This window comes from Frankia sp. AvcI1 (assembly GCF_001420875.1).
Lineage (GTDB): Bacteria > Actinomycetota > Actinomycetes > Frankiales > Frankiaceae > Frankia > Frankia alni.
Genome location: NZ_LJFZ01000003.1, coordinates 198736 through 221570 on the forward strand (window position 1 = coordinate 198736; position 22835 = coordinate 221570).

The window sequence follows — 22835 nt, forward strand, 5'->3', positions numbered from 1 at the left end:
CCCACAGGGACTGGTGCGTTTGCGGGTGGACGGGGACTGCGATCCGATGGAGGATATTCGGCCTCGCAGCGGGGCCGGGGCCCGGGCCAGGACCGGGGCTCAGGGCAGAAACCGGGGCTCAGGCCAGGACCCGGGGCTCAGGCAGGAGAGGAAGCCGGAAGGCTGGAAGGGATGGCGGNGATGGCGGAACAGCTCGTGGTTCTCGGGTTCGACAGCGTGGAGCAGGCGCGGCAGGCCTGGTCACTCGGCCGCCGACTGCGCCGGGACAAGCGGCTCGATCTGGCCGACGGCACGCTGGTGTGGCGGGATGAGCGAGGCCGCGTCACCATGCGCCGCGTGGCCAACCCGGCCCGGACCGCCGCTCTCGGCGGGGCTCTGTGCGGCGGGGTGATCGGAACGGTGTTCCTCGCCCCGTTCGTCGGCCTCGGCATCGGGGCGGGCGCCGGGGCGCTCGCCAGCAGGCTCAGCGGGCCGGGCGTGGACGACGATCTGGTCCGGCGCATCGCCGGGCATCTGCAACCGGGACGGGCCGCGATCTTCGCCCTGGTGCGCCGTTCGGCGGCCGAGGAGGTCACCGCCGCACTGCGCCCGCACCACCCGGTCGTCATCATGACGACCCTGCCGCCGGAGCGGGAACACCGGCTGGCCCGGGCCCTGGGCCGCCGGCCAGCTCCCGCCTGACGGCCCCCGCGACCGGGGCCCGCCCGCGGCGGCTGGTCGCGGCGGCTGGTCGCGGCGGGCGCGGTGGCCGCCCGCCGCGGTCTGCGGCGCGTCAGGAACCGGCGGGGCGGCGGGTCGGCGCGATCTTGTCGAGCACCGCGAGGTCGTCCGGGCGGGGCTGCCACTGGCCGGCCGCGGCGTTTGCCCGCACCTGGACGGCGCTCGTCGCGCCGGCGATGACCGAGGCGACGCCGGGCTGTGCGGCCAGCCCGCCGATCGCCACGTCGAGCAGGGAACGGTCCCGCTCCCGGGCGAAGGTCTCCAGCACGTCGATGCGGTCGAAGACCTCGTCGGTCAGCTCGTCCTGCCGCCCGGCGAGCCGGGTCCCGGGTGCGGGCGCCTCGTCGCGCTGGTACTTGCCGGTGAGCAGCCCGTTCGCGAGCGGGAAGTAGGGGATGACGCCGATGCCGTACTTCAGCGTGGCCGGCACCAGTTCCGCCTCGACGCCGCGTTCGAGCAGGCTGTAGTGGTTCTGGGCGGAGATGAACCGGGTGGCACCGGAGGCCCGCGCGGTCCACTCGGCGTCGGCGACCTGCCAGGCGTCGAGGTTGCAGGCGCCGATGTAGCGGATCTTGCCTTCCTTGAGGATCTCGTCGAGCGCCTCGAGCGTCTCCTCGATCGGCGTGAAGGCGTCCAGCTTGTGGAGCTGGTACAGGTCGATGTNGTCCGTCTGCAGCCGGCTCAGGGAGCCCTCGACGGCCTTGCGGATGTACCGCCGCGATGCCCGGGCGCTGAAGTCCTGGCCGTACATGCCGCCCATGTCGCTGCCGAATTTCGTGNCCAGGACGACGTCATCGCGGCGGCCCCGCAGAACGTGCCCGAGCAGGGTCTNCGAACCACCCTTGTTCCCGTAGGTGTCGGCGGTGTCGAAGAAAGTGATCCCGGCGTCGAGCGCGGCATCGACGACCGCGCGGGTGNCGGCCAGGTCGACGCGTGAGCCGAAATTGTTGCATCCCAGACCGACGACTGACACGAGCAGTCCGGACGATCCCAGCGGGCGATAGCGCATGTACTCAATACAACACATCGGAGTGCCGCCCGCGGACACCAGGTCCGCGGGCGGCGGTCGATCTGTGTACACCGGTGGTCGTCCATAGCGGATCCGATGTGTACGGGTTTTCCCGGTGTTACTTCTCCGGAGCGGCGTCGACCACCGCGCGACCGACCGCCTCCGCCGCCCGGCGGGTCGACGTGCGCGCCGCGCGGGTCTGGCTGACCGCGGTCCGGGTGCGCTGCTCGGCCTCCGCGGTGGACGGGCTGCGTCGGATGCTCGCCACCCGGCGCTCTCCCCGGGACGCGAAGGTGTTGTAGAGCTGGGTGGCGCGGTCCTGCAGGTCCGAGATCTGGGAGGTCACGGTCGCCGGCAGCGCGCGAACGGCGGTGCCGACCTGGGTGGGCACCCGGGCGGCCTGCACGGGCAGCGACCCGACCCGGTCGGAGAGCCGGCGGACCTCGCTCGTCGTCGTCGTGGGCAGGGCGAGAAGCTTCGCGACGGCGAGGTCGGCGGCCCCCACCGAGGCGTAGATCGGCTTACGGACCTCCGCCAGCGGAACCCTGATCTCGGCCTTCACCGCGGCCTCGTCGTGATCCGTCTGCGCGGTGGCGCGGGCGGTGGGCCGGGNGNCGGACCGGTTGGCCGGGCGGCTCGTGGTACGGGATGTCGTGCGCGTGGTGGCCATGGTGTCTCCCTCGGGTCGAGGATCTGTTGTCGTCGTGTAGGTGATTCCTGGGGTTCGGCCGCCGCTGCGGGTGTGCTCCGGTGGCGGCTGTCGGGTCAGGGATGTGCGGTCGACTCGGTGCGTTCCGTGCGTTCCGTGCGTTCCGTGCGTTCCGTGCGTTCCGTGCGGTCCGTGCGGTCGAGGTGGTGTCGTGGCGACGGATCCGCCGCTCTGGCCGCGGCCGAGCGGGTCGGTGCCGGTGCCGGTGCCGGTGAGACGCTGTCGTCCGGCGGGGGGCGAAGGCCCGGGAGCAGGTCAGGCGCCGGTTGCTCCGGCGGACCCGTCCGTGTCGGGTCCAGGGGCGGCGGTCGAGCCGGTGGTGCCTTTCGAGCCGGTGGTGCCTTTCGAGCCGGTGGTGGTGTCGGCACCGGGAGTGGTGTCCGAACCGGGAGTGGTGTCGGGGCCGGGACTGGTGTCGGGGCCGGGGGCGGTCGACGGGGTGGCGGTGCGGCGACGGGTGCGGGTGGTGGCTGCGGTCGACGAGGTGCCGCCGGCCGACCTGGTGCGCCCGGCTCCCGCCGAGCCGCCGCGGGTGGTCGCCGTCGCCCGCTTGGGGCTACGGCGCTTCGGCGCTTCCGCGATGGCCGGCTGCGCCGCCGCGTCGTCGGCCGGCACGGCCGCGCCCAGAGCGTCCTGCGCCGCCTCGGCAGCGGCGCGACGACTGGCAGGCCGCCGCCGAGCGGTACCCGCGGGGCGGGTCTTCGCCGTCGCCGTCACCCTCGTACCGGCGGTGGCGTCGCCACCGGCGACGGGCACGTCGCCCGCTGCGCCGCCGGCGCTCGCCTCCGCGACGGTGTCGTCGTCCGCACCGGACGCTTCCTCCGCACCGGAGTCGTCATCCACGCGGGTACCGGCTCCGCCCGCGGCCGGCCCGCCGGTCGCCGCGCCGGCTCGGGCGGCGACGGCGTTCTCCGTGCAGAACGCCTCGTAGATGTCGAGCACCACCTGCTTCTGCCGCTCGGAAAGGGAATCGTCCGCGAGGATCGCCGCCATGACGTCCTCACCGCCGTGCCGTTCCTCCAGAATCCCGGCCTGGACGTAGAGCACCTCGGCGGAGATGCGCAGCGCCTTGGCGATCTGCTGGAGAATCTCCGCGGACGGTCGGCGCAGACCTCGCTCGATCTGGCTGAGGTAAGGGTTGCTCACCCCCGCCTGCTTGGCGAGTTGACGCAGGGAAATCTGCGCGGCGCGCCGCTGATCCCGGATGAAATCGCCGAGATCGCGAACATTCAGGGCCGCCACCGGGTCACACGCCTCCTTCGACGGACGGGTCGGGCGCCGCCCGACCGCTGCGGGCACCCCGCGCCGAGGACGCGGCCGACGGTGATCGGCGCTCGGCCACCGGGACGGGGAGCCCGGCACAACGCAACGTCAACGCGATCGACGATACGTCCGAGTGCTAACTCTGGCAAGCGCGCGAGTTAGCACCTTTGGGTCGCTCCGCCCGACGGGCACCCGATGTCCGCCTGCCCTGGCGGGCGATCGGCGGGCGGGCGGGCGGCGACCCCCGTAACCCCCGTAACCCCCGTAACCGCCCGAGACGCGGAAGTCCGGACCAGGGCGGGATGGCCCTGGGCTCGGATGGCCTTGGGACGGTCAGTTCTCGGCCTGGGCCAGCCACGCGCGCTGGGTGGCCAACGCGGCTTCGGTCTCGGCGATCTCCTTGGTGCGCCCGGCAGCCTGGGCGCGGGCGAGTTTGGCCTCCAGCTTGGCGACGGATTCTCGCAGCCTGGTCACGAAGGGCGACGCGGCGATGGAACGCTGCGCCCATCGGGCGTCCGCGGCCTCGCGCAGCCTGTCGCCGATCGCCGCCATCTGGCGTTCGAGTGTGCCGGCCGTCTCGCGGGGAACCCGGCCGATCTCGTCCCACCGGTCCTGCAGTTCGCGCAGGCGCCGCAGCGAGCGCTCGGTGTCGGTCGGGTCGAGCGCGCTCGCCTCGGCCAGCAGCTTCTCCTTCTGGACCTGGTTGTCCCGCAGCTCCGCGTCCCGCTCGGCGTTCGCGGCGTTGCGCCGGCTGAAGAAGACGTCCTGCACCTCGCGGAACCGGTTCCACAGCGCGTCGTCGACGTCCTTGGCCGCCCGGCCGGCCGCCTTCCAGTCGGCGAGCAGAGCTCGGTAGCGGGCGGTCGTGCCGGCCCAGTCGGAGGATTCGACCAGCGCCTCCGCCTCGGCGATGATCGCCTCCTTCCGCTCCCGCGAGCGGGCCCGCTGGGTGTCCAGGGCGGCGAAGTGCGCGGTGCGCCGGCGGGTGAACTCCTCGCGGGCGCCGGTGATGCGCCGCCACAGCGCCGAGTCGGTGCGCTTGTCCAGGGACCCGACGGCCCGGAACTCCTCGGCGAGAGTGCGGAAGCGTTCGCCGGCGGTCTTCCATTCCGAGCTGCGGCCGAGCCGCTCGGCCTCGGCGACCAGCTCCTCCTTGGCCGCGGCGATCCGGGCGGTCCGCTCGGCCCGCTCGGCGGCGAGCACGGTGCGCCGCTCCTCGGTGCCCGCGAGGACGGTCTCGAGCCGGGCACGCAGGGCGTCGAGATCACCGACGACGGCGGCGGAGTCGAGGGAGTCGAGCAGCCGGCGGGCGCTGCCCGCGATCCCGCCCGGATCGACCCCGCTGAGGGTCAACCGCCGTTCCAACAGCACGACCTCGGCACTCAGATCGTCGTAGCGGCGCTCGAAGTGGGCCAGGCCCTCGCTGGGGCTCCCGGCCCGCCACGATCCGACGGCGCGCTCACCGCTCGCCGTGCGAACGAAGACGGTGCCGTCCTCGGCGACGCGCCCCCAGGCGGACGCTTGGCCGGATTCGCTGCGGTCACTCATCGTGTTCCCGAAGATCGACTGACGTTTCCTGTCATTCTTGNAGGCGTTGGCCGCGGAGGGGACGGCCGCCACGTATCCGGACACCGTGAATCGGTGCCCGCACCGCCGCAGCGCGTCGGGATCCGGAACGCGGGGCGCCGATGCCCGCTGGTGGCGTCCGTCCACGCACCCGTGGACCCGGTCCGTCCNCTGCCCCGATCGGCGGCTCGCGGACCGGAGGGTCACAGGTAGGCACCGGTTGTTCCTGCGGTGGCCCGACCCCGGTCTAGGCATCCCGGCACGGGTGGGGCCAAGATGCGTAACCGTGACGAGTGGGGTGCATGGGTGATGCGCCGCGCAGGGATGATGGTGCNCCGTCCGTGGATGGTGCGCCGTCTGTGGATGGTGCGCCCTGCGTGCATGATGCGCGGTGCGTGCATGATGCGCGGTGCGTGGGTGATGCGCGGCGGGCGGATGAGCGGGATGGGTGGATGACCGGGGTGGGTGGCGGCCGGGTGGGCTGGCGGGTCGGCGCGTTGTTGGCGCCCGCCTTCGTCGGGCTCGGCGTGTTCGTCATCGGGCCCGCCCTGGTCTCGGCCTTCGTGGCGGGGACCGACAAGACGCTGACCGGTCCGCGTTTCAGCTGGGTGGGCACGGCGAACGCCCGCACCGCCTTCTCCGATGGCGACCTCGGCGGGGCCGTGCGCAACACCCTCCTGTACTGCCTCATCACGGTCATTCCCGCGGTCGCGATCGGGCTGGCACTGGCGCTGGCCGCGGAGCGGGTGACCCACGGCCGTGCCCTGGTGCGTTTCGCGTTGTTCCTGCCGGTCAGCGCGAACATCGTCGCGATGGCGGTGGTGTTCGCGTACATGTTCGACAGCAGTCCCGACGGATTCGCGAACACGGTGGTCGGTCTGTTCGGGGTGGCGCCGGTCGACTGGCTCGGCGACACCTCGACCGCCCTGCCGGTGGTCGCCCTCGTCGGGGCCTGGCGGCTGACCAGCTTTGTGTTCATCGTCTACCTGGCCGGCCTGACCACCATCCCGCGCTCGGTCTACGAGGCGGCCGACGTCGACGGCATCCGCGGATTCGCCCGGNTGCGCCACATCACCCTGCCGCTGCTGGCGCCCACCACGGTCTTCCTGGGTGTCTTCGTGACAATCCTGACGCTGCAGACCTTCGAGACGGTCGCCGTTCTCACCAAGGGCGGCCCCCTCGATTCGAGCACCACCATCATTTACTACATTTACGAGGTCGGTTTCACCGGATCGTTCCGCATCGGATACGCCTCGATGATCGCTCTGTTGCTGCTCGTCGTCATCGTGGCGCTCGGCGCCGGCGGAGCGCTGCTCGGGCGGCGTATCCGGCGGGCGCGGGAGGCCGCCGCGTGACCGCCGGGACCAGCAGCGGCGCCCCCGCCGGCCCATCCGTCCCCGCCGGCCCGCCTGCCCCGGCCGGACCACCGGCCCGCCACCGCGGCCCGGCCGCCCTGCGGACACGCGCGGCCCGCGCGGCGGGACCGCGTCGTCGGCTGCCGGGCGCCGCGACCCTCGCGCGCCTCGCCCTGCTCACCGTCGGCATCGTGGTCGCGGTCCTGCCGTTCGTCTGGATGCTGCGAACCGCGATCGGCCCTCCGCAGACCGCCCTCGCGCTCGATTCCAACCCCATCCCGTCGCGGGTGCAGTTCCACTCGTTCGACCAGGCCTGGCACGCCGGCGACCTCGGACCCGCGCTGCTCACCGGCGTCGGGGTCAGCCTCGCGATCCTCGCGCTCCAGCTCGCCACGGCCGTCCCCGCCGCCTACGCCTTTGCCTGCCTGCGCTTTCGCGGGCGCACCGGCCTGTTCGCCGTGGTGCTGGCCACGCTGCTCGTGCCCGCGCAGGTCACCGCGGTGCCGAACTACGTGACGATCTCCGCGCTGGGCTTCGCCGACACCCGCGTCGGCCTGGTGCTGCCGTTCATGACCCACGCCGGCATGATCTTCATGCTCCGCCAGTACATGACCACCATTCCCGCGTCGGTCCTCGACNCCGCGCGGATGGACGGCCTGGGCACCTGGCGGACGCTACGCTCGATCATCGTGCCGCTCGCGGCGCCNGCGATCGCCTCGGTGTCCGTGTTCAGCTTTCTGCTCTCCTACAACGAGTACCTGTGGCCGCTGCTGGTCGCCCGGTCGCCCGGCATCGCCACCCCGCCGCTCGCCCTTGCCCGCCTGCTGACGGACTCCTCGTCGATCATCCCCGACTTCGCCGAGCTCGCCGCTGCGGCGCTGGTCATCAGCCTGCCGTCGCTGGCCGTCTTCGTCGTCGCCCAACGCCGTCTCGCCGCCGGGATCACCGGCACGGGCGCCGGTGCCTGAGAGGAACAACGCGTGATCCGCATCCGCCGCTTGCTGCCCCTGACCGTGGCGGTCACCATGCTCACGTTGACGGCGTGCGGCGGAGGCGGTGACTCCGGCCCGGCGAACCCGGCGGAAAGCCTGCGTCCCACCGCGCGTTCCGCCGCCGCGGGCGTCGACAACGTGGCCGGCGCGACGGCGTCCCCGGAATGCGCCGCCAAGGTGAAGACCCTGCGGATGGCCGCGGTCGGCACCCTCAACGACGTGGCGAAGTCCGGCAAGGCGTACATGGAGAAGGCCCATCCCGGCCTCACCGTGGACCTGAACACCACCGCCCCCGACTACACCGCGCTCGTCCAGCAGATCAGCGCCGACCGGTCGGCAGGCCGCTCCGTCGACGTCGCGGTCGCCGGNTTCGACCTGCTGCCGGTCTTCGCCCGCGAGCTCGGCGCCCAGGAGCTCTCCCCGCGGCTGCTGCGCGCCTCCTACGACCAGCGCCTGCTCGGCCTCGGCACCGTCGGCGGCAAGCAGATCGGGATCCCNCAGCAGGTCTCCTCGCTCGCCCTGGTCTACAACCTCGACGTTCTGACCAAGGCCGGCGTCGACCCCGCCACCCTCACCACCACCGCCGGCGTGCTCGCCGCCGCGGACAAGATCAAGGCATCCGGACAGAACGTGCAGCCGATCGACCTGCCGACCGGCCAGCAGTTCGGGCAGTGGATCCTCAACACGCTGNCCAGCTCCAAGGGCACCCCGATCCAGGACGCCTCGGGCCGCCCGGCGCTGACCACCCCGGCGGCGCAGGAGGCCGCGGAGTTCCTGGCGAAGGTCGGCACCTACGGCCCGCAGTCCACCGACCCGACCCAGCAGGGGCTGCTGCGCTTCGGCATCCGCAAGCAGACCGCGATGACGGCGGTCACGGTCGCCTCGCTCGCCGGCGGGCTGAAGTTCATCGCCGGGCAGGGAGCGAAGGGATTCCGGGCCGGCGCCATCCCGTTCCCGACCCTGCCCGGCGGCACCCAGCATCCCGTCGCCGGCGGGAACGCGCTGACCGTCCTGGCCACGGACCGCTGCCAGCGGGAGATGGCGACCGAGCTGGTCGTCTCCCTGCTGTCCCCGGACGTCGTGGTCGCGAGCACGGAGGCGCTCAGCTACATCCCGGTGGACACCCAGGCCGCCAGTCAGCTCGGTGCGTTCTACGACACCTACCCGCAGCTGAAGCCCTTCCTCGCGCTCACCGGTTCGCTGGTCAAGGCGCCCGCGTGGGGCGGGGCCCGCGGCGGCGAGCTGCCGACCGCGCTGTCTGACCAGGTGCTGCGCATCGTCAGGGGCGAGGACCCGGCGAAGACGTTGGCCGCGGCGCAGGCCGAGGCCGTGGAGCTGACCCGGTGAGCGCCCCGGCCCCCGCCAGGCCCGATCTCCCGCTCGGGATGGTCACCGGCGTGCCGATCGAATTCGACCGGATCGGCCGCTCGTTCGGCTCCGTGCACGCGCTGCACGAGGTCTCGCTCACGGTCGCGGCCGGGGAGATCGTCGCGCTGCTCGGGCCGTCGGGCTCGGGAAAGTCGACGCTGCTGCGGATCTGCGCCGGGCTGGACGAGCCGACCACCGGCGACGTGCGCTTCGACGGGACCAGCCAGCTCGGCCTCCCGCCGCACCGCCGGGACGTCTCCATGGTGTTCCAGCACTTCGCGCTCTACCCGCACAAGTCCGCGCTGGACAACCTGACGCTCGCCCTGCGCCACGGCCGCGGCCTGCCGAAGGCTGCCGCCGTCGCAAGGGCCCGGGAGACGCTCGCCATGCTCGGCATCGCCGAGCTGGCCGGCCGCCGTCCCCCGCAGATGTCCGGCGGCCAGCGCCAGCGGGTCGCGATCGGGCGGGCCCTGGCGACCCGAGCGCGCGTCATCCTCCTCGACGAGCCCATGTCCGGCCTCGACGCCNAGCTCCGGGTCGAACTACGGGTCGAGATCGTCGGCCTGCTGCGCAGCCTGGGCACCACCGCGCTGTTCGTCACCCATGACCAGGCCGAGGCGATGGCCGTGGGGGATCGCGTCGCCGTCCTCGGCGAGGGCCGCCTGCAGCAGATCGGCACCCCCGACGAGATCTACGACCGGCCCGCCACCCGCTTCGTGGCCGCCTTCGTCGGCAGCCCGCCGATGAACGTCTGGGACGGCCACTGGCACGACGGCCGCCTGCGCGCCGACGGCTTCGACGTGCCGGCGCCCGCGGGCGCGGCGGCCTTCGGCGTCCGGCCCGAGCACCTCACCCTGGACCTCGGCGCCCTGGACGTCGACAGCCCGGGGGCGGGCACCCCGGGCGTCGGCACCCCGGGCGTCGGCACCCCGGGCGTCGGCACCCCGGGCGTCGGCACCCCAGGCGTCGGCACCCCAGGCGTGGGCGGCCTGGACGGCGGCAGCCTGGACGTCGGCGTTCCCGAGCAGCCCGGCAGCCTGCGCGGGGTGGGCGGCTCCGAGCAGCTGCGACTGTCGGGNGAGGTCGTCGTCTCCGAGCGGCTGGGGGCGGAGCGGACCGTCCACGTCCGCACGCGCGCCGGCGTGCTCGCCGTCCGCGTGAACGCCGCCCTCGCCCTGACCCCCGGTGCCTTCGTGGTGCTCCGGGCTCCGACGTCGGCACTCACCTACTTCGCGCCCGACGGCGACCGCCTCGACCATCCCTGACCGCTGCTGCCGGGACTGGCGCTGCGATCACTCCCGTGACCACGGACGCCTGAGCCCGCGGCGTGCCGGAAGGACCTCGATCTCCACCGATGGTCACGACGCAGCAGCAGGGCCGCCGTCGTGCCGAGGGGTGGGCACGGTTTCCGGGCCGGGAACCGTGCCAGGNCTCGGCACGATCCTCGTTCGCCGCCGCGGTGATGACTGTCGGTTGTTGCCCGGCCGAGACCGAGGCCGGGACGCGGACGTGACCATGGACGATCCGTCGTGCCCGCGCTGGGCGGTGCGGTCCGCGACGTGGACTGCGAGAGCCTGACGGCGTTTCCACGGGAACGAAGGACATCTCGACCTGGAATCGTCGTCGTCGGCTAATTGTATTGCGGTTGATGCGGATTCTGGTCACGGGTCGCGTCGTTTCTCAAAATGGGTGACGGCGCGCCGCTCACTGTGCTTTGCTGTCTGTCAAACGCCCATCGCGCACATGGTGTCCGACCGAGTCCTGGTCCTCGGATTCCGTCGGGTAAAACGAGGATAGGCGCATGTGACCAGGATGCGTCGAAGATGGCATCCGTGCCCGTATTGACCGGATGGGGCCCCAGGTCGCGGCCNCATGGCCGCAATGTTGGAGAACTGGACATGACGCCCGGATGTCCGGGCAGTCCCCGGCGACATCCGTGCAATCAAGGCCCCCAGTGGTCCGGCCGTGACCTCTGTGCACGCATCGCACCGGGGTCATCACTATGGACACCAGGATGTCGCGACATAGCGTCAGTGGGCGCTCACAGATTTGACCCAGGAGTTCCGACTCGAGGAGATCGTCGATGCTGACGGATAACGCGCACGCCTGCACACATCCGCTCGCATTCGTCCGCGCGCAGCGTGGTTGGTCCTATCAGCGACTGGCCCGTGTGGTGGCCCGTCGCGCCCGTGACCTCGGGGTGGCGAACATGGCGGCCGAGCGCCAGAAGGTCTGGCGCTGGGAGCACCGCGGCGTCGTCCCGGACCGGGTCTCCCAGCTCGCCCTCGCCGCCGAACTCGGCGTCCCGAACGACCGGCTGGAGTCGCATCCGTGGCCGGCCTGGCTGCCGACCGGTGACGCCGTGCGCACCGAGTACCCGTGGACGCCGGCCGGCGGCATCACGGCGATCATGGACGTCGTCGAGGACGCCCTCTCCGACCGGCGCGGTTTCCTCACCATCACCGGGGTCGGCGTCGCGGAGCTCGCGACGCAGTGGCTCGGCCTGGAGCCCAGCCGGCTGTCCGCCGCGCTGAACGGCGGACGAGTCGACGATCAGATCGTGAACCGGATCGAACACAACATCCCCGGCCTGCGGGTGATGGACGAGCGCCTCGGTGGCGAGAGCGTCCGCCGCCTGGTCGACGCCGAGCTCGGGGTGGTGGNGGACCTGCTGGTTCGCGGGTCCTACACCGAGCAGGTCGGCCGTCACCTGCACGTGGTCGCGGCCGAGCTCGCCCGGTTCGCCGGCTGGGTCTCCTTCGACGCCGGCTTCCAGACCGCCGCCCAACGCTACTGGATCACCGCGCTGCACTCCGCGCACGCCGGTGGTGACCGGATGCTCGGCGCGAACGTGCTGAAGAACATGTCGCTGCAGTGCGTCGACTTCGCCCGTCCGCGGGAGGCGGTGGATCTCGCGGAGGCCGCCGTGACCAGCATCGGGGGCGCCAGCGGCCGGGTCGGCGCCATGCTGCACATGCGGCGCGCCCGCGCCCACGCCGCGCTCGGCGAGGCCGGCGCGTGCGCGGAGGCACTGGCCCGTTCGGAGGAGGCGATGGACGCCGCCCGGCCCGAGGACCCGGCCTGGGCCGACTACTTCGACGACGGCGAGTACCACGCCCAGATCGGCAGTTGCTACATCGATCTCGGTCATCTCGCGCAGGCCGACCGGTGGCTGGAGAGATCCCTGACGATGCTGCCGACCTCGCGGGCCCGGGACCGGGCGACCTACCTGCTGCGCCGGGCCGCCCTGCAGATCGACCTGGGCAACGTCGAGCACGGCTGCGCGCTGACCCGGGAGGCGATGCCGATGCTGGAGGCGACGCGCTCCAAGCGCAACGCCCGCCGGGCCGACGAGCTGCGGCGCCGGTTGCGCCGGCACAGCTCCGACCCGGAGGCGCGCGAACTCGACCAGGTCCTTTCGCGCACCGCCTGAGCGCAGGTCAGGGCCGGGACCGTCAGGGGGAGCGCAGCAGCCGGCCCGCCGGGCGCTTCGGCGCGGCCGCCGCGCTGGCGTCGTCGTCGTCCGGGTCGATTGCGGCGGCGACGGGGGCGCCGTCGGGGTCGGTGACGACGAGGGCGGCGCCCGCGGGCACCGAACGCTTCACGATCGCCAGGGCGATGGGGCCGAGCTCCTCGTGCATCTCGGAGGTGCCGACGAAACCGACCTCGCGCCCGTCGGCCGTCACCGCCGAACCCGGGGCGGCCACGGTGCCGTCGAGGTGGAGCAGGACGAGCCGGCGCGGCGGACGGCCCAGGTTGTGCACCCGGGCCACCGTCTCCTGGCCGCGGTAGCAGCCCTTGTCCAGATGCACCGCGTCGGCGAGCCAGCCCACCTCGTGCGGGATCGTGCGATGGTCGGTCTCCCGGCCCAGCCGCGGCCGGCGGGCGGCGATCCGCAGGGCGTCGAAGGCGGACAGGCCGGCGGGCACCGCGCCGGCAGCGAGCAGCCGTTGGGCCGTCGCCGCGAGCGTCGCCCGGTCGACGAGCAGATCGACGCCGTATGCCATCCGGCGGACCAGCGTGCCGTCCGCCGCTCGGGCCACCGGGTAGGGGCCGGTGACCGGCGCGCCGGTGGGCTCGAGGGCCAGCGGTTCGGGCAGGTCCAGATCGGCACCGCCGAGGGCCGCGGCGACGGTGGGCACCGCGGCCGGTCCGACCACGCTGAGCACCGCCGTCCGCGCGCTGACGTCCGCCGGCTCCACCCGGAGCAGGAAGCGCATCGACTCCAGGTAACGCAGCAGCCCGGCGGCCGTGCCGGGCTCCACGTCCACCCAGGTGGCCGTGCCGTCGTCGGCGAGGACGAGATGGTGCTCGACGTGGCCCTGCGGGGACAGCACCAGCGCCTCGCTGCCGCGCAGCGCGCCCAGCCCGGACAGGTGCTGGGAGGTGATGCTGTGCAGCCAGGAAAGCCGGTCCGGGCCGCCGATGCGCACCACCTCGCGGTGCGACCGGTCGACGAGGGCGGCGCCGTCGCGCAGCGCGCGCTGCTCGCGCAGCGGATCGCCGTAGTGGGCGGCGACGGTCGCGTCGTCGCCGGCCGCCGGCACCGCGCCGGGCAGGTCGAGCAGCGGGGATCGGGTGGCTGTGGTGCTCGGGGTGGACCCAGAGGTCATACCGTCGAGTCTAGGTCCCCCCTCGGGGCCCGGGGCCGCCCTCACGGCCCGGCTGGGCCGACGCGATCGCCGCCGAAGCACGGCGGCCGGCGGCGGCTTGCCGTGTTCCCGAACGGAGTGTCGCGAGCATCCCATCGACGCGTCCAAAAAAGCCGTTGCGAGGTGGCCGCCCGGCCGCGTAGCGTCTGCGGTACACGAGAAGGGAGGTGGTCCAAACTTTGTATGCTCATAGGACTCGTGAGGTGACTGTCCGCTAGCCGGTCTCGTGGTCCTCACCTCTAGCCGGGTGGCCCCACGGGCACCGGCACCGGCGAGTACCAGGCAGATCACCCGACCCCCGGGCGCCGTCGACAAGTCCCGACGGCCCGCCACCGCTTCCAGCGGCGGCGGAGCGCCCGGGGGTCGCTTCATGTCTGGCCCCAGGAGACCTCGCCGCAGCCGACCCGCTGCCAACGACCTGTCGCAGTGGACCCGCCGCCCGCCGCGGCCCCGCTGCTCGACCCGGGCGGCGGCGTCCGACCTGGGGCCCGGCCCCTTCGGTGGGTCTGGCGCATCCGCCGAACCCGGCTGCGACCGGCGGCGATCCGGCGGGTCGGCGGTGGGAACCGGCAATGCTGGCCGAGGGCCCGGGCGAACAGGCAGGATCTCGGGTATGANGACCCTCGTCCTGCTCCGCCACGGTGAGAGCAACTGGAACCGCGAGAACCTGTTCACCGGCTGGGTGGACGTCGACCTGTCCGAGAAGGGCCTGAAGGAGNCCACCCGCGGCGGTGAGCTGCTGGCCGAGGCCGGTGTCCTGCCCGACGTGGTGCACACGTCCCTGCTGACCAGGGCGATCCGCACCGCCTGGCTGGCGCTGGACGCCGCCGGGCGGACCTGGGTACCGGTCCGCCGGAGNTGGCGGCTGAACGAACGGCACTACGGCGGCCTGCAGGGTCTGAACAAGGCCGAGACGCTGGAGAAGTTCGGCGAGGAGCAGTTCCAGCTCTGGCGGCGCTCCTACGACACGCCGCCGCCGGAGATCGGTCCGGAGCAGGTCAGCGGGGTGGACGAGCGCTACGCCGATCTCGCCCCCGACCTCATCCCGCGCACCGAGTGCCTCGCCGACGTCGTCGCCCGCATGNTGCCCTACTGGTACGACGCGATCGTGCCGGACCTGCGGGCCGGCCGCACGGTCCTGGTGGCCGCGCACGGCAACTCGCTGCGAGCCCTGGTCAAGCACCTCGACCACATCAGCGACACCGACATCGCCGGGCTCAACATCCCGACCGGCATCCCGCTGCGGTACGAGCTCGACGACGACCTGGGCGTGCTGAGCTCGGGATATCTCGACCCGGATGCGGCCGCGAGTGCTGCGGCCGCCGTCGCCGCCCAGGGGAAGAAGTAACGGAAAAGGTAACGACGATCAGCCTCCAGGCCCGCGGTACCCGCGCGGGCCTGGCGCGTCGTCCCGGGGGAGTCGCCGGACCGGGCGCCGGTCAGGACGAGGCGATGTCCCCGGTGACCAGGTAGATCACCCGGCGGGCCACGGAAACGGNGTGGTCGGCGTACCGCTCGTAGTAGCGGCCGCAGAGGGTGATGTCGATCGCGGCCTCNATGCCGTGCGGCCAGGGCTTCTCGATCAGCACCCGGAACAGGGTGCGGTGCAGCCCGTCCATCGCGTCGTCGTCCGACTCGAGCTGCTTGGCGAGCTCGGTGTCCCGGCTGGCGATCACCGAACCGGCCTTCGCGACGATCCNCTGCGCGACCTGACCCATCTCCAGCAGGGTCCCGCGCAGCTCCGGCGGGACCGCCCGGCCGGGGTACCGGCGGCGCGCCACCTTCGCCACGTGCAGCGCCAGGTCGCCCATCCGCTCCAGGTCGGCGACCATCCGCAGGGTGGTGACCATCATCCGCAGGTNGGTGGCGACCGGCGCCTGGCGCGCCATGACGTCGAACGCCCGCTCCTCGATCTCGTTGCGCAGCAGGTCGACGGTCTCGTCCCCGCTGATGACGTTCTCGGCGAGCTGGAGGTCGGCGTCGNGGAGGGCGGTCGTCGCCCGGGCCATGGCCGAGGCGACCAGGTTGGTCATCTCGATCAGGGACTGGTTGATGCTTTCGAGTTCATCGGTGAAGGCGTCCCGCACGGACGGCTCCTCCTGTTCGCTAGTGGGCCGAGGGGCGGCTGTGGGGTGGTGGGGGCGGCTGTCGGGAGGGGGCGGTTGTCGGATGGGGCGTGGACCGAACGAACCGAACTATGGGACGAATCGCCGCGATCGCGATGACGGCGCTGTGTCGCGCCGAACCTCGACGATGATGCGCACCTCTCGCGGTCCGGTGAACATCGACGATAGGTCCGATGAACAACTGGCGACCATCGGCGGTGGAGGCTTGCGGAGCGATGCCCGGGCGGCGCGCAGGCACCTAGCATGCGGCGAGTGGGTGACAGGTCGGCGGATGCCGTGACAACCGGTGCACACCACACCGAGCCGCCCCCGCCTACCGGGCGGCCCGACACGATGGATGGACGATGACGGTGGTACCCGGCAGCAGCGCCCCGCCAACCGGCCCCGACGGGGGCACGGAAGGCGGAACGATGCTGCCCGCGAAGCTGGTCCGACGGGTCATCTCCGGTCTGCCGATCGGCCTGATCGTCCTGGACACCAGCGACCGGGTCGTCCTGGTCAACACGGTCGCCAGGCGGATGGGCGTGGTCGACTCCGACGAGCTCGCGGTGGTGGAGCTGGCCGAGCTGGTGCGGGCGACCCGGGGGGCGGGCAGTGCCCGGGAGCGCCAGATCGACCTGCCCCCGGTGCCCGAGCCGCCGCTGACCCGGCCCCGGCCCGACCAGGAGGGNGTGGCCGTCCGCGCTCGGGCCCGCCTGCTGGACTCGTCCGGTCATGTCGCCGTCATCCTGGATGACATCACGGAGTCGCGCCGGGTCGAGGCGGTGCGGCGGGACTTCGTCGCCAACGTCAGCCACGAGCTCAAGACGCCGGTCGGAGCGCTGCACGTCCTCGCCGAGGCGGTCGCCGCGGCGAGCGAGGACCCGGTGGCCGTGCGTCGGTTCGCCTCCCGGATGACGCACGAGTCGGCCCGGCTCGCCCGGTTGGTGCAGGAGATCATCGACCTGTCCCGGCTGCAGGGCGCCGAACCGTTGCCCGATCTGCGGCCGCTGCCGACGGCGGCGCTGCTCGCCGAGGCGGTGGACCGCACCCGGCTCGTCGCCCAGGCGCAGGCCATCTCCATCGCGGTGATCGGCGACGGCCAGCTGCAGGTGCTCGGCGACGAGGGCCAGCTCGTCACCGCGGTCGCGAACCTTCTGGACAACGCGATCAGCTACTCGCCGCACGGCACCCGGGTGGTGCTCGGCGTGCGCCGCAGCGGGATGACCGTGGAGATCTCGGTCGCCGACGAGGGCATCGGGATCGCGGAGAAGGACCTCGAGCGGGTCTTCGAACGCTTCTACCGCGCGGATCCGGCCCGCTCGCGGGCGACGGGCGGGACGGGGCTGGGCCTCGCGATCGTCAAGCACATCGCCACCAATCACGGTGGGTCGGTGACCGTGTGGAGCGCGGAGGGCGCGGGGTCCACGTTCACCCTGCGGCTGCCGCTGTTCACCGGTCCGACGCAGTCGTTCACCCTCACCGACCGCCTCACTGCGGCGGCGGCCGGCTCCGAGGTCCCTGACGTGGAGGGCGCGCCGGGTGACCATCCCGACATCATCGCCGGTGCCGGTGCCGGTGCCGGTGCCGGTGCCGGTGGTGGCGGTGGCGGTGGCGGTACTGGTGGTGCCGGCGGCGGTGGCGGAAGCAAGGCCGCCGGGGCGGCGCGCCGCCCCGGCGGGGCCAGGAAGCGGTCCGGGTCGGCCGGTCCGTCCGATGTGACAGGGGGAGCGAACAGGTGACCCGGCTGCTCGTGGTCGAGGACGAGGAGTCCTTCTCCGATGCGTTGTCCTTCATGCTGGAACGGGAGGGCTTCGAGGTCGGGGTCGTCGCCGACGGCCCCAGTGCGCTGGCCGAGTTCGACCGGCGCGGCGCCGATCTCGTCCTGCTCGACCTCATGCTGCCCGGCCTGTCCGGCACCGAGGTGTGCCGCACGCTGCGGACCAGGTCCAGCGTGCCGATCATCATGTTGACCGCGCGGGACAGCGAGATCGACAAGGTGCTCGGCCTGGAACTCGGCGCGGACGACTACGTCACCAAGCCGTTCTCGGCCCGCGAGCTCGTCGCCCGGATCCGGGCCGTGNTGCNCCGCCGGTCGGAGACGGAGGAGGTCGCGGAGGCCACCCTGGAGGCCGGGCCGGTCCGGATGGACGTCGAACGGCACGTCGTCACGGTCGACGGCAGCATGGTCACCCTCCCGCTCAAGGAGTTCGAACTCCTCGAGATGTTCCTACGCAACGCCGGGCGGGTACTCACGCGGGGTCAGTTGATCGACCGGGTGTGGGGCTCGGACTACGTGGGTGACACGAAGACCCTGGACGTACATGTCAAGAGGCTGCGGACGAAGATTGAGCGCGAACCCGGGAATCCGCGGCATCTGGTGACCGTGCGGGGCCTGGGTTACAAGTTCGAGNCGTGATCAGGTAGGTCGCGGTCGGAGGGGGCGGTGTTCAGGTGCTCGGTGGCGTGCGTCCGACAGGGTGGTTCCCGCTCGGGGCCGGCCGTGNGACCTCTCGCGCCGAGCCTGGAGCGCAGGGCGGGGACGCCGCGGGAGACCGCCAGGCGCCCGATGGCCGGCAGGCCGTCGAGGCCCTGGACGCCGCCGAGGTCGGGCCGGTCGGCGCGGTCGGGCCGACCGGGTCGGTGGGGTCGGCCGGGTCGGTGGGGTCGGCCGGGTCGGTCAGTGTGGTCGATGCGACCGTGGCGGTGGTCGGTGGCCCGTCCGGGTCGGTGCCCGCGCGGCCCGCGGTCGACGTGAGCCCACTGCCGGCCGGGTCCCATCCCGGTCCGATGCGGCTCGGCGTGATCGACATCGGCTCGAACACCGTCCATCTGCTGGTCGTCGACGCCCATCGCGGCGGTCAGCCGCAGCCGGCGGCCAGCGTGCGGGCTCCGCTGCGGCTGGTCGAGCTGCTCGACGCCGACGGGTCGCTCGGGCCCGCCGGCGAGCAGGACCTGACCGCCTGCGTGCTGGACATGCGCCAGCAGGCGGACGCCCTGGGGGTGCACGATCTGGCCGCCTTCGCGACCTCGGCGCTGCGCGACGCGACCAACGGCGAGCAGGTGCTGGACCGGGTCAAGGGGGCGACCGGGATCGCGATCGGGGTCCTGCCGGGCGAGGAGGAGGCCAGGCTCACCTTCCTCGCCGTGCGGCGCTGGTTCGGCTGGAGCGCCGGGCGGCTGCTGGCCCTGGACATCGGCGGCGGCTCCCTGGAGATCGGCGCCGGCATGCACGAGGACCCGGAGGTGGTCGCCTCGCTGCCGCTGGGCGCGAGCCGGCTCAGCCGGGACTGGCTGGCCGACAACGACCCACCCAAGCGGGCCGAGCTCGCCGAGCTGCGGCGCTATGTGCGCGCCCAGATCGCGCCCGTCGTCGGCACGATCTACCACCTCGGCGAGCACACCCGGGCGGTGGCGACGTCGAAGACGTTCCGTTCGCTGGCGCGCATCGCCGGCGCCGAGCCCTACAGCCGCGGGCCGTACACCCGCCGGGTGCTGCGCCGCGACGATCTCGCCGAGGTCCTGGCGAGNCTGTCCCGGATGCCGGTCGAGGAGCGGGCCGGGTTGCCGGGCGTCTCCGCGTCGCGGGCGGGACAGCTCGTCGCCGGCGCCGTCGTCGCGGCCGAGGCGCTCGACCTGTTCAGCATCGACGAGGTGGAGATCTGCCCCTGGGCGCTGCGGGAAGGCGTCATCCTGCGCCGCCTCGACTGGCTCACCTCGGCCTGAGGCGGACCTGCGGAAGGGGGCGGCGCCGCGGGGCCGGTGGGCGCGGGGCATAGGGGTACTTGTCCTGTTGCGGGCGGGACGCGGTAGCGTCACGATGACGGGATGTTGCCGTTGTCACGTGCGATATGGGGGTACGTACCCTCGTCAGCCGGGCATGGAAGCGAGCGGCTTCGCGAAGATGGCCTAGCCTGGATGAGGGGAACGGTCGAGCAGGCCGGTTCCCGATCCGTACGGCAGGGAGATGGTTTGCAGGCGTCGCGTGAGGATGCGTGGCCGGTGCCGCCGGCCGCGATGGCAGCCGCCCAGGTTCCGCCGGAGCGGGCCGCCCCCGCGGCGCACGCGCCCGCGCGCGCGGTTGCCCGGGCCCCCCGGTCCGCGGTCGTCCTGCCCCGCGGCGCCCCCGCCCCCGCCCCCGCTCCGCCGAGCGCGCGGGTGGCGCTGTCCACCGCGTCGACCTATCCGGAGTCCACGGCGTCCGCCTTCGAGATGGCGGCGCGGCTGGGCTACGACGGGGTCGAGATCATGGTCTGGACGGACCCGGTCAGTCAGGACCCGGAGGCGCTGCGCCGACTGGTCGACTACCACGGCATCCCCATCCTGGCGATCCACGCACCGTGCCTGCTGCTCACCCAGCGGGTCTGGGGCACCGACCCGTGGGCGAAGCTGGTACGGGCGCGCACCGTCGCCGAGACGCTCGGCGCCCCGACGGTCGTCGTCCACCCGCCGTTCCGCTGGCAGCGGGACTACGCCCGGGAGTTCGTGACGGGCATCGAGCGGATGGCCGGGGAGACCGCCGTGCGGTTCGCGGTGGAGAACATGTTTCCGCTGCGTGCCCGCGGCCGGGAGGTGTCCGCGTACGCGCCGGACTGGTCGCCGGTCGAGGACGACTACGCCCACGTCACCCTTGACCTGTCGCACACGAGCGTGTCGCGCTCGGACCCGATCGCGCTGGCCGGCATCCTCGGGGAGCGGCTGGTCCACGTGCACATGGCCGACGGCCTCGGATCGGCCAAGGACGAGCACCTCGTCCCCGGCCGCGGCACGCAGCCCTGCGCCGAACTGCTCGAACTGCTGGCCGGCGGCAGTTTCGACGGGACGATCGTCGTCGAGATCAACACGCGACGCGCCGAGTCGCGGGCGCAGCGGGAGGCCGACCTGGCCGAGGCGCTCGCGTTCACCCGGCTGCACTTTGCCGCGCCGTCCACAGCAGGACTTCACCACACCTACGGCTGACACGCGGGCGGTTGGTCGCCACCATGGTGGCATGTCCCGAGGACGGACCCCGACCGGCTCGTTGTTCGACCCGCTGGNGGACGCCTACGCCGCCGCCCGGCCGAGCTATCCCGAGCATGTGTTCGGCGATATCGAAAGAGTTCTGGGCCGTCCGCTGGCGGGGACGGACGTCATCGACGTGGGTGCCGGCACCGGCATCGCCACCCGGCTGTTGCTCGCCCGCGGCGCGCGCGTCGTCGCGGTGGAACCCGGCCCGAGCATGCTCGCCCGGCTGCTTGACCGCAGCCCGGGTGTGCCCGCCGTCCGGGGTGACGGGGAGGCGTTGCCGCTGCGGGCGGGGATCGCCGACCTGGTCTGCTACGCGCAGGCCTGGCACTGGGTGGACGTGCCGGTCGCCGCGGCGCAGGCCGCGCGGGTGCTGCGCCCGGGCGGCGCGATCGCCGTCTGGTGGAACGATGTCGACGCGGCGGAGTTCCGCTGGTGGCAGCGTCAGCAGGAACGGCTGGAACGGATGAGCCCCGGCTACCGGCGCGAATACCGCACCCGCCCGTTCGCCGACGAGCTGCGCTGGACCGGCCACTTCAGCGAGGTCGTCACCCTGACCGGGCGCTGGCAGCGGCGCATCGGAATGGACGACTACCTCACGTGGCTGCGCTCGAAGTCGTACGTCGCGGCAATCGGTGATCGCCTCGAGGACTTTCTCGACGCCGAGCGTCGGACCATGCTTCGGGCCTTTCCCGACGGTGTCGTCGTCGAGCCCTTTCGCACCCTGCTGGTGATTGCGCGGACGCCGGAGGGCTGAGCCGCGCGCGGCCGTCCGCGGGCGGCTCGGTGCGCATTTCCGGACCGGTTGGTGACGCCCTGCCGCCCTCTATGTCCTATATGTAATGTATCGGATACTGTGGGTACAGGAGGCTCTCCTGTCGTTTTCGGGACTGAGTACCCGACTCGCCCCAGATTTACTGGTCCGTTAGTCTTGCGGCGTTCGCGGGGGTGGTGTCCAACTTTGTTGGCGAAGCGCAGTGTTGTGGGTACCGCATGCTGATCTGACCCTGATGGGCGGACCCGTGCGTGGCTGGCAGCGCCGCGTCCGGCCCGTCCCGGCGCCACAGGTCNCCCCTGAGTCGGACGCCGACCGCCGGCGTTCCGGTAGAGGAGGCGACGGTCATCATGCGGCGTGGTCCGGAACAGGCTGGAGCGGCGGACTCCTGGGCGGCGGCGACCGGCCCGATGACCTCCTGGCAGACGGAGACCGGGGCGATGTACCCCCGCTCCGGAGACCTGCGTTCCGGAGACCTGCGCACAGGGGATCGGCACTCCGGGGACCGGCGCTCCGGGGACCGGCGCACGGGCGATCAGCGCGCGGGAGATCGGCGGCCCACCGTAGATCGGCGTACGGGAGACCGGCGCTCCGGGGATCGGCGCACCGGGGATCTGTATACGGCGGACCGGCGCACGAGGGACCCGTATTCGGGGGATGAACGTAGGGGGAACCCCCGAACGGGGGATCCGCGCTCGTCCGATCCGCGCCCGTCCAGTCCGCGCGCATCCAGCCCGGGGGCGCGGGAGGTGCGGGCCGGACGCGAGCGTGGCGGGGCGGACGACGGCACCGGCCCACGGCGCGGCGCCCAGCCTCCGCCGCGTTCCTCGGCGCCGGCCCGGCAGGCCGGAGCCTCGTCCGCGGACGCCGCGGCGAAGTTTGCCTACAACCCGGCCCTCGACGGGCTGCGGGTCGTCTGCATCTACATCATCCTTGCCGGCCACATGGGCGCCATCCACGCCAGCAACGTGGCGGTCGACGTCTTCTTCGTGCTCAGNGGATTTCTCATCACCGCGCTGCTGCTGGCCGAGCGCAGTCGGACCGGGACGATCTCCCTGGGCCGATTCCTGGTCCGGCGTGCCTACCGGCTCATGCCCGCGATGTGGGTCTACCTGCTCGTCGGGCTCGCCGTCACGGTGGCGTTCAAATGGAACGACGTCCCCTTCCGGGACGACTACATCGGCAGCGCGCTGTCTGCGTTCTTCAACGTCAACAACTGGTACAAGGTGGTGCACCCGGCGGNCGGCGGTCGCTGGCTGGCCCACGTCTGGTCACTGTCGCTGGAGGAGCAGTTCTACCTGCTGTGGCCGGGGNTGT

Annotated in this window: 13 protein-coding genes and 31 pseudogenes; 29 read left to right on the top strand and 15 right to left on the bottom strand. The window is 72.8% G+C overall.

Annotated features, from left to right (window positions below):
- Positions 1-327: 327 nt before the first annotated feature.
- Positions 328-681 (top strand): DUF1269 domain-containing protein, encoded by a 354-nt coding sequence (locus UK94_RS04635; RefSeq protein WP_235486572.1) that lies wholly within the window; start codon positions 328-330, stop codon positions 679-681.
- A gap of 91 nt (positions 682-772) precedes the next feature.
- Here the strand turns inward: UK94_RS04635 and UK94_RS39675 are convergent.
- The 8 genes and pseudogenes from UK94_RS39675 to UK94_RS04655 all read right to left on the bottom strand — a co-directional run.
- Positions 773-1383 (bottom strand): aldo/keto reductase (locus UK94_RS39675; protein WP_235486482.1); only part of this gene is annotated, 611 nt, incomplete at its 5' end.
- A gap of 1 nt (position 1384) precedes the next feature.
- Positions 1385-1499: pseudogene (locus UK94_RS39680) on the bottom strand (aldo/keto reductase); the annotation flags it as partial.
- 1 nt (position 1500) lies between these two features.
- Positions 1501-1551 (bottom strand): annotated as a pseudogene (locus tag UK94_RS39685) (hypothetical protein); the annotation flags it as partial.
- Position 1552: 1 nt separating this feature from the next.
- A pseudogene (locus tag UK94_RS39690) lies at positions 1553-1637 on the bottom strand (aldo/keto reductase); the annotation flags it as partial.
- 1 nt (position 1638) lies between these two features.
- Positions 1639-1747 (bottom strand): annotated as a pseudogene (locus tag UK94_RS39695) (aldo/keto reductase); the annotation flags it as partial.
- Between the two features lie 100 nt (positions 1748-1847).
- A partial coding sequence (locus UK94_RS75765; protein ID WP_313949452.1) for a hypothetical protein occupies positions 1848-2341 on the bottom strand: 494 nt, incomplete at its 5' end.
- A 352-nt stretch (positions 2342-2693) separates the two neighbouring features.
- The gene (locus UK94_RS75770; protein ID WP_011602185.1) at positions 2694-3680 is read right to left on the bottom strand and encodes a helix-turn-helix transcriptional regulator; all 987 of its coding nucleotides are present in this window, start codon (positions 3678-3680) and stop codon (positions 2694-2696) included.
- A 354-nt stretch (positions 3681-4034) separates the two neighbouring features.
- On the bottom strand, positions 4035-5249 hold the full coding sequence (locus UK94_RS04655; RefSeq protein WP_173402674.1) for a DUF349 domain-containing protein: 1215 nt from the start codon (positions 5247-5249) through the stop codon (positions 4035-4037).
- A 470-nt stretch (positions 5250-5719) separates the two neighbouring features.
- Here UK94_RS04655 and UK94_RS04660 point away from each other — a divergent pair.
- The 13 genes and pseudogenes from UK94_RS04660 to UK94_RS39760 all read left to right on the top strand — a co-directional run.
- On the top strand, positions 5720-6328 hold a 609-nt coding region (locus tag UK94_RS04660; RefSeq protein ID WP_235486485.1), incomplete at its 3' end, for a sugar ABC transporter permease.
- Position 6329: 1 nt separating this feature from the next.
- A pseudogene (locus UK94_RS39705) lies at positions 6330-6622 on the top strand (sugar ABC transporter permease); the annotation flags it as partial.
- Positions 6619-7260, top strand: a 642-nt coding sequence (locus UK94_RS04665) for a carbohydrate ABC transporter permease (protein WP_235486486.1), incomplete at its 3' end; no start/stop codon positions are given. The pseudogene UK94_RS39705 and the gene UK94_RS04665, both read left to right, overlap by 4 nt.
- A 1-nt stretch (position 7261) precedes the next feature.
- Positions 7262-7328, top strand: a pseudogene (locus UK94_RS39710) (hypothetical protein); the annotation flags it as partial.
- Between the two features lies 1 nt (position 7329).
- Positions 7330-7590: pseudogene (locus UK94_RS39715) on the top strand (carbohydrate ABC transporter permease); the annotation flags it as partial.
- 12 nt (positions 7591-7602) lie between these two features.
- Positions 7603-7982, top strand: a pseudogene (locus UK94_RS39720) (ABC transporter substrate-binding protein); the annotation flags it as partial.
- 1 nt (position 7983) lies between these two features.
- Positions 7984-8111: pseudogene (locus UK94_RS39725) on the top strand (hypothetical protein); the annotation flags it as partial.
- A 1-nt stretch (position 8112) separates the two neighbouring features.
- A pseudogene (locus UK94_RS39730) lies at positions 8113-8304 on the top strand (ABC transporter substrate-binding protein); the annotation flags it as partial.
- Position 8305: 1 nt separating this feature from the next.
- Positions 8306-8961 (top strand): annotated as a pseudogene (locus UK94_RS39735) (ABC transporter substrate-binding protein); the annotation flags it as partial.
- Between the two features lie 38 nt (positions 8962-8999).
- Positions 9000-9509 (top strand): ATP-binding cassette domain-containing protein (locus tag UK94_RS39740; protein ID WP_235486573.1); only part of this gene is annotated, 510 nt, incomplete at its 3' end.
- Between the two features lies 1 nt (position 9510).
- Positions 9511-10060 (top strand): annotated as a pseudogene (locus tag UK94_RS39745) (ABC transporter ATP-binding protein); the annotation flags it as partial.
- Between the two features lie 1005 nt (positions 10061-11065).
- Positions 11066-11645 (top strand): annotated as a pseudogene (locus UK94_RS39755) (transcriptional regulator); the annotation flags it as partial.
- 1 nt (position 11646) lies between these two features.
- Positions 11647-12415 (top strand): annotated as a pseudogene (locus UK94_RS39760) (transcriptional regulator); the annotation flags it as partial.
- A gap of 22 nt (positions 12416-12437) precedes the next feature.
- Here the strand turns inward: UK94_RS39760 and UK94_RS04685 are convergent.
- The gene (locus UK94_RS04685; protein ID WP_041938823.1) at positions 12438-13595 is read right to left on the bottom strand and encodes a folate-binding protein YgfZ; all 1158 of its coding nucleotides are present in this window, start codon (positions 13593-13595) and stop codon (positions 12438-12440) included.
- 657 nt (positions 13596-14252) lie between these two features.
- On the opposite strand from UK94_RS04685, the pseudogene UK94_RS39765 reads away from it, so the two are divergent.
- The 4 pseudogenes from UK94_RS39765 to UK94_RS39780 all read left to right on the top strand — a co-directional run.
- A pseudogene (locus UK94_RS39765) lies at positions 14253-14352 on the top strand (histidine phosphatase family protein); the annotation flags it as partial.
- A gap of 1 nt (position 14353) precedes the next feature.
- Positions 14354-14492, top strand: a pseudogene (locus tag UK94_RS39770) (phosphoglyceromutase); the annotation flags it as partial.
- A 1-nt stretch (position 14493) separates the two neighbouring features.
- Positions 14494-14718, top strand: a pseudogene (locus UK94_RS39775) (2,3-bisphosphoglycerate-dependent phosphoglycerate mutase); the annotation flags it as partial.
- A gap of 1 nt (position 14719) precedes the next feature.
- Positions 14720-14982, top strand: a pseudogene (locus UK94_RS39780) (2,3-bisphosphoglycerate-dependent phosphoglycerate mutase); the annotation flags it as partial.
- A 91-nt stretch (positions 14983-15073) separates the two neighbouring features.
- Here the strand turns inward: UK94_RS39780 and UK94_RS72820 are convergent.
- From UK94_RS72820 to UK94_RS39805, 6 genes and pseudogenes are all read right to left on the bottom strand, one after another.
- A partial coding sequence (locus UK94_RS72820; RefSeq protein WP_268761209.1) for a hypothetical protein occupies positions 15074-15132 on the bottom strand: 59 nt, incomplete at its 5' end.
- A 1-nt stretch (position 15133) separates the two neighbouring features.
- Positions 15134-15190, bottom strand: a pseudogene (locus UK94_RS39785) (hypothetical protein); the annotation flags it as partial.
- A 1-nt stretch (position 15191) separates the two neighbouring features.
- Positions 15192-15333 (bottom strand): annotated as a pseudogene (locus tag UK94_RS39790) (phosphate transport system regulatory protein PhoU); the annotation flags it as partial.
- Between the two features lies 1 nt (position 15334).
- A pseudogene (locus tag UK94_RS39795) lies at positions 15335-15495 on the bottom strand (phosphate transport system regulatory protein PhoU); the annotation flags it as partial.
- A 1-nt stretch (position 15496) separates the two neighbouring features.
- Positions 15497-15617, bottom strand: a pseudogene (locus UK94_RS39800) (phosphate transport system regulatory protein PhoU); the annotation flags it as partial.
- 1 nt (position 15618) lies between these two features.
- A pseudogene (locus UK94_RS39805) lies at positions 15619-15721 on the bottom strand (phosphate transport system regulatory protein PhoU); the annotation flags it as partial.
- Positions 15722-16170: 449 nt separating this feature from the next.
- Between UK94_RS39805 and UK94_RS39810 the strand changes: the two are divergent.
- The 11 genes and pseudogenes from UK94_RS39810 to UK94_RS39840 all read left to right on the top strand — a co-directional run.
- A pseudogene (locus UK94_RS39810) lies at positions 16171-16430 on the top strand (two-component sensor histidine kinase); the annotation flags it as partial.
- A 1-nt stretch (position 16431) separates the two neighbouring features.
- Positions 16432-17481: pseudogene (locus tag UK94_RS04700) on the top strand (ATP-binding protein); the annotation flags it as partial.
- Positions 17478-17822: response regulator (locus UK94_RS39815; RefSeq protein ID WP_235486488.1), on the top strand; the 345-nt coding region annotated here is incomplete at its 3' end. The pseudogene UK94_RS04700 and the gene UK94_RS39815, both read left to right, overlap by 4 nt.
- Positions 17823-17827: 5 nt before the next feature.
- A pseudogene (locus tag UK94_RS39820) lies at positions 17828-18152 on the top strand (response regulator transcription factor); the annotation flags it as partial.
- Between the two features lie 179 nt (positions 18153-18331).
- Positions 18332-19269: Ppx/GppA family phosphatase (locus UK94_RS04710; protein WP_235486575.1), on the top strand; the 938-nt coding region annotated here is incomplete at its 3' end.
- A 1-nt stretch (position 19270) separates the two neighbouring features.
- Positions 19271-19465 (top strand): annotated as a pseudogene (locus tag UK94_RS39825) (Ppx/GppA family phosphatase); the annotation flags it as partial.
- A gap of 276 nt (positions 19466-19741) precedes the next feature.
- The gene (locus UK94_RS04715; RefSeq protein WP_231861669.1) at positions 19742-20698 is read left to right on the top strand and encodes a sugar phosphate isomerase/epimerase; all 957 of its coding nucleotides are present in this window, start codon (positions 19742-19744) and stop codon (positions 20696-20698) included.
- Between the two features lie 78 nt (positions 20699-20776).
- Positions 20777-21500, top strand: a pseudogene (locus tag UK94_RS04720) (methyltransferase domain-containing protein); the annotation flags it as partial.
- 458 nt (positions 21501-21958) lie between these two features.
- Positions 21959-22515 (top strand): annotated as a pseudogene (locus UK94_RS72825) (hypothetical protein); the annotation flags it as partial.
- A gap of 1 nt (position 22516) precedes the next feature.
- A pseudogene (locus tag UK94_RS39835) lies at positions 22517-22760 on the top strand (acyltransferase); the annotation flags it as partial.
- 1 nt (position 22761) lies between these two features.
- Positions 22762-22831: pseudogene (locus tag UK94_RS39840) on the top strand (hypothetical protein); the annotation flags it as partial.
- Positions 22832-22835 lie beyond the last annotated feature (4 nt).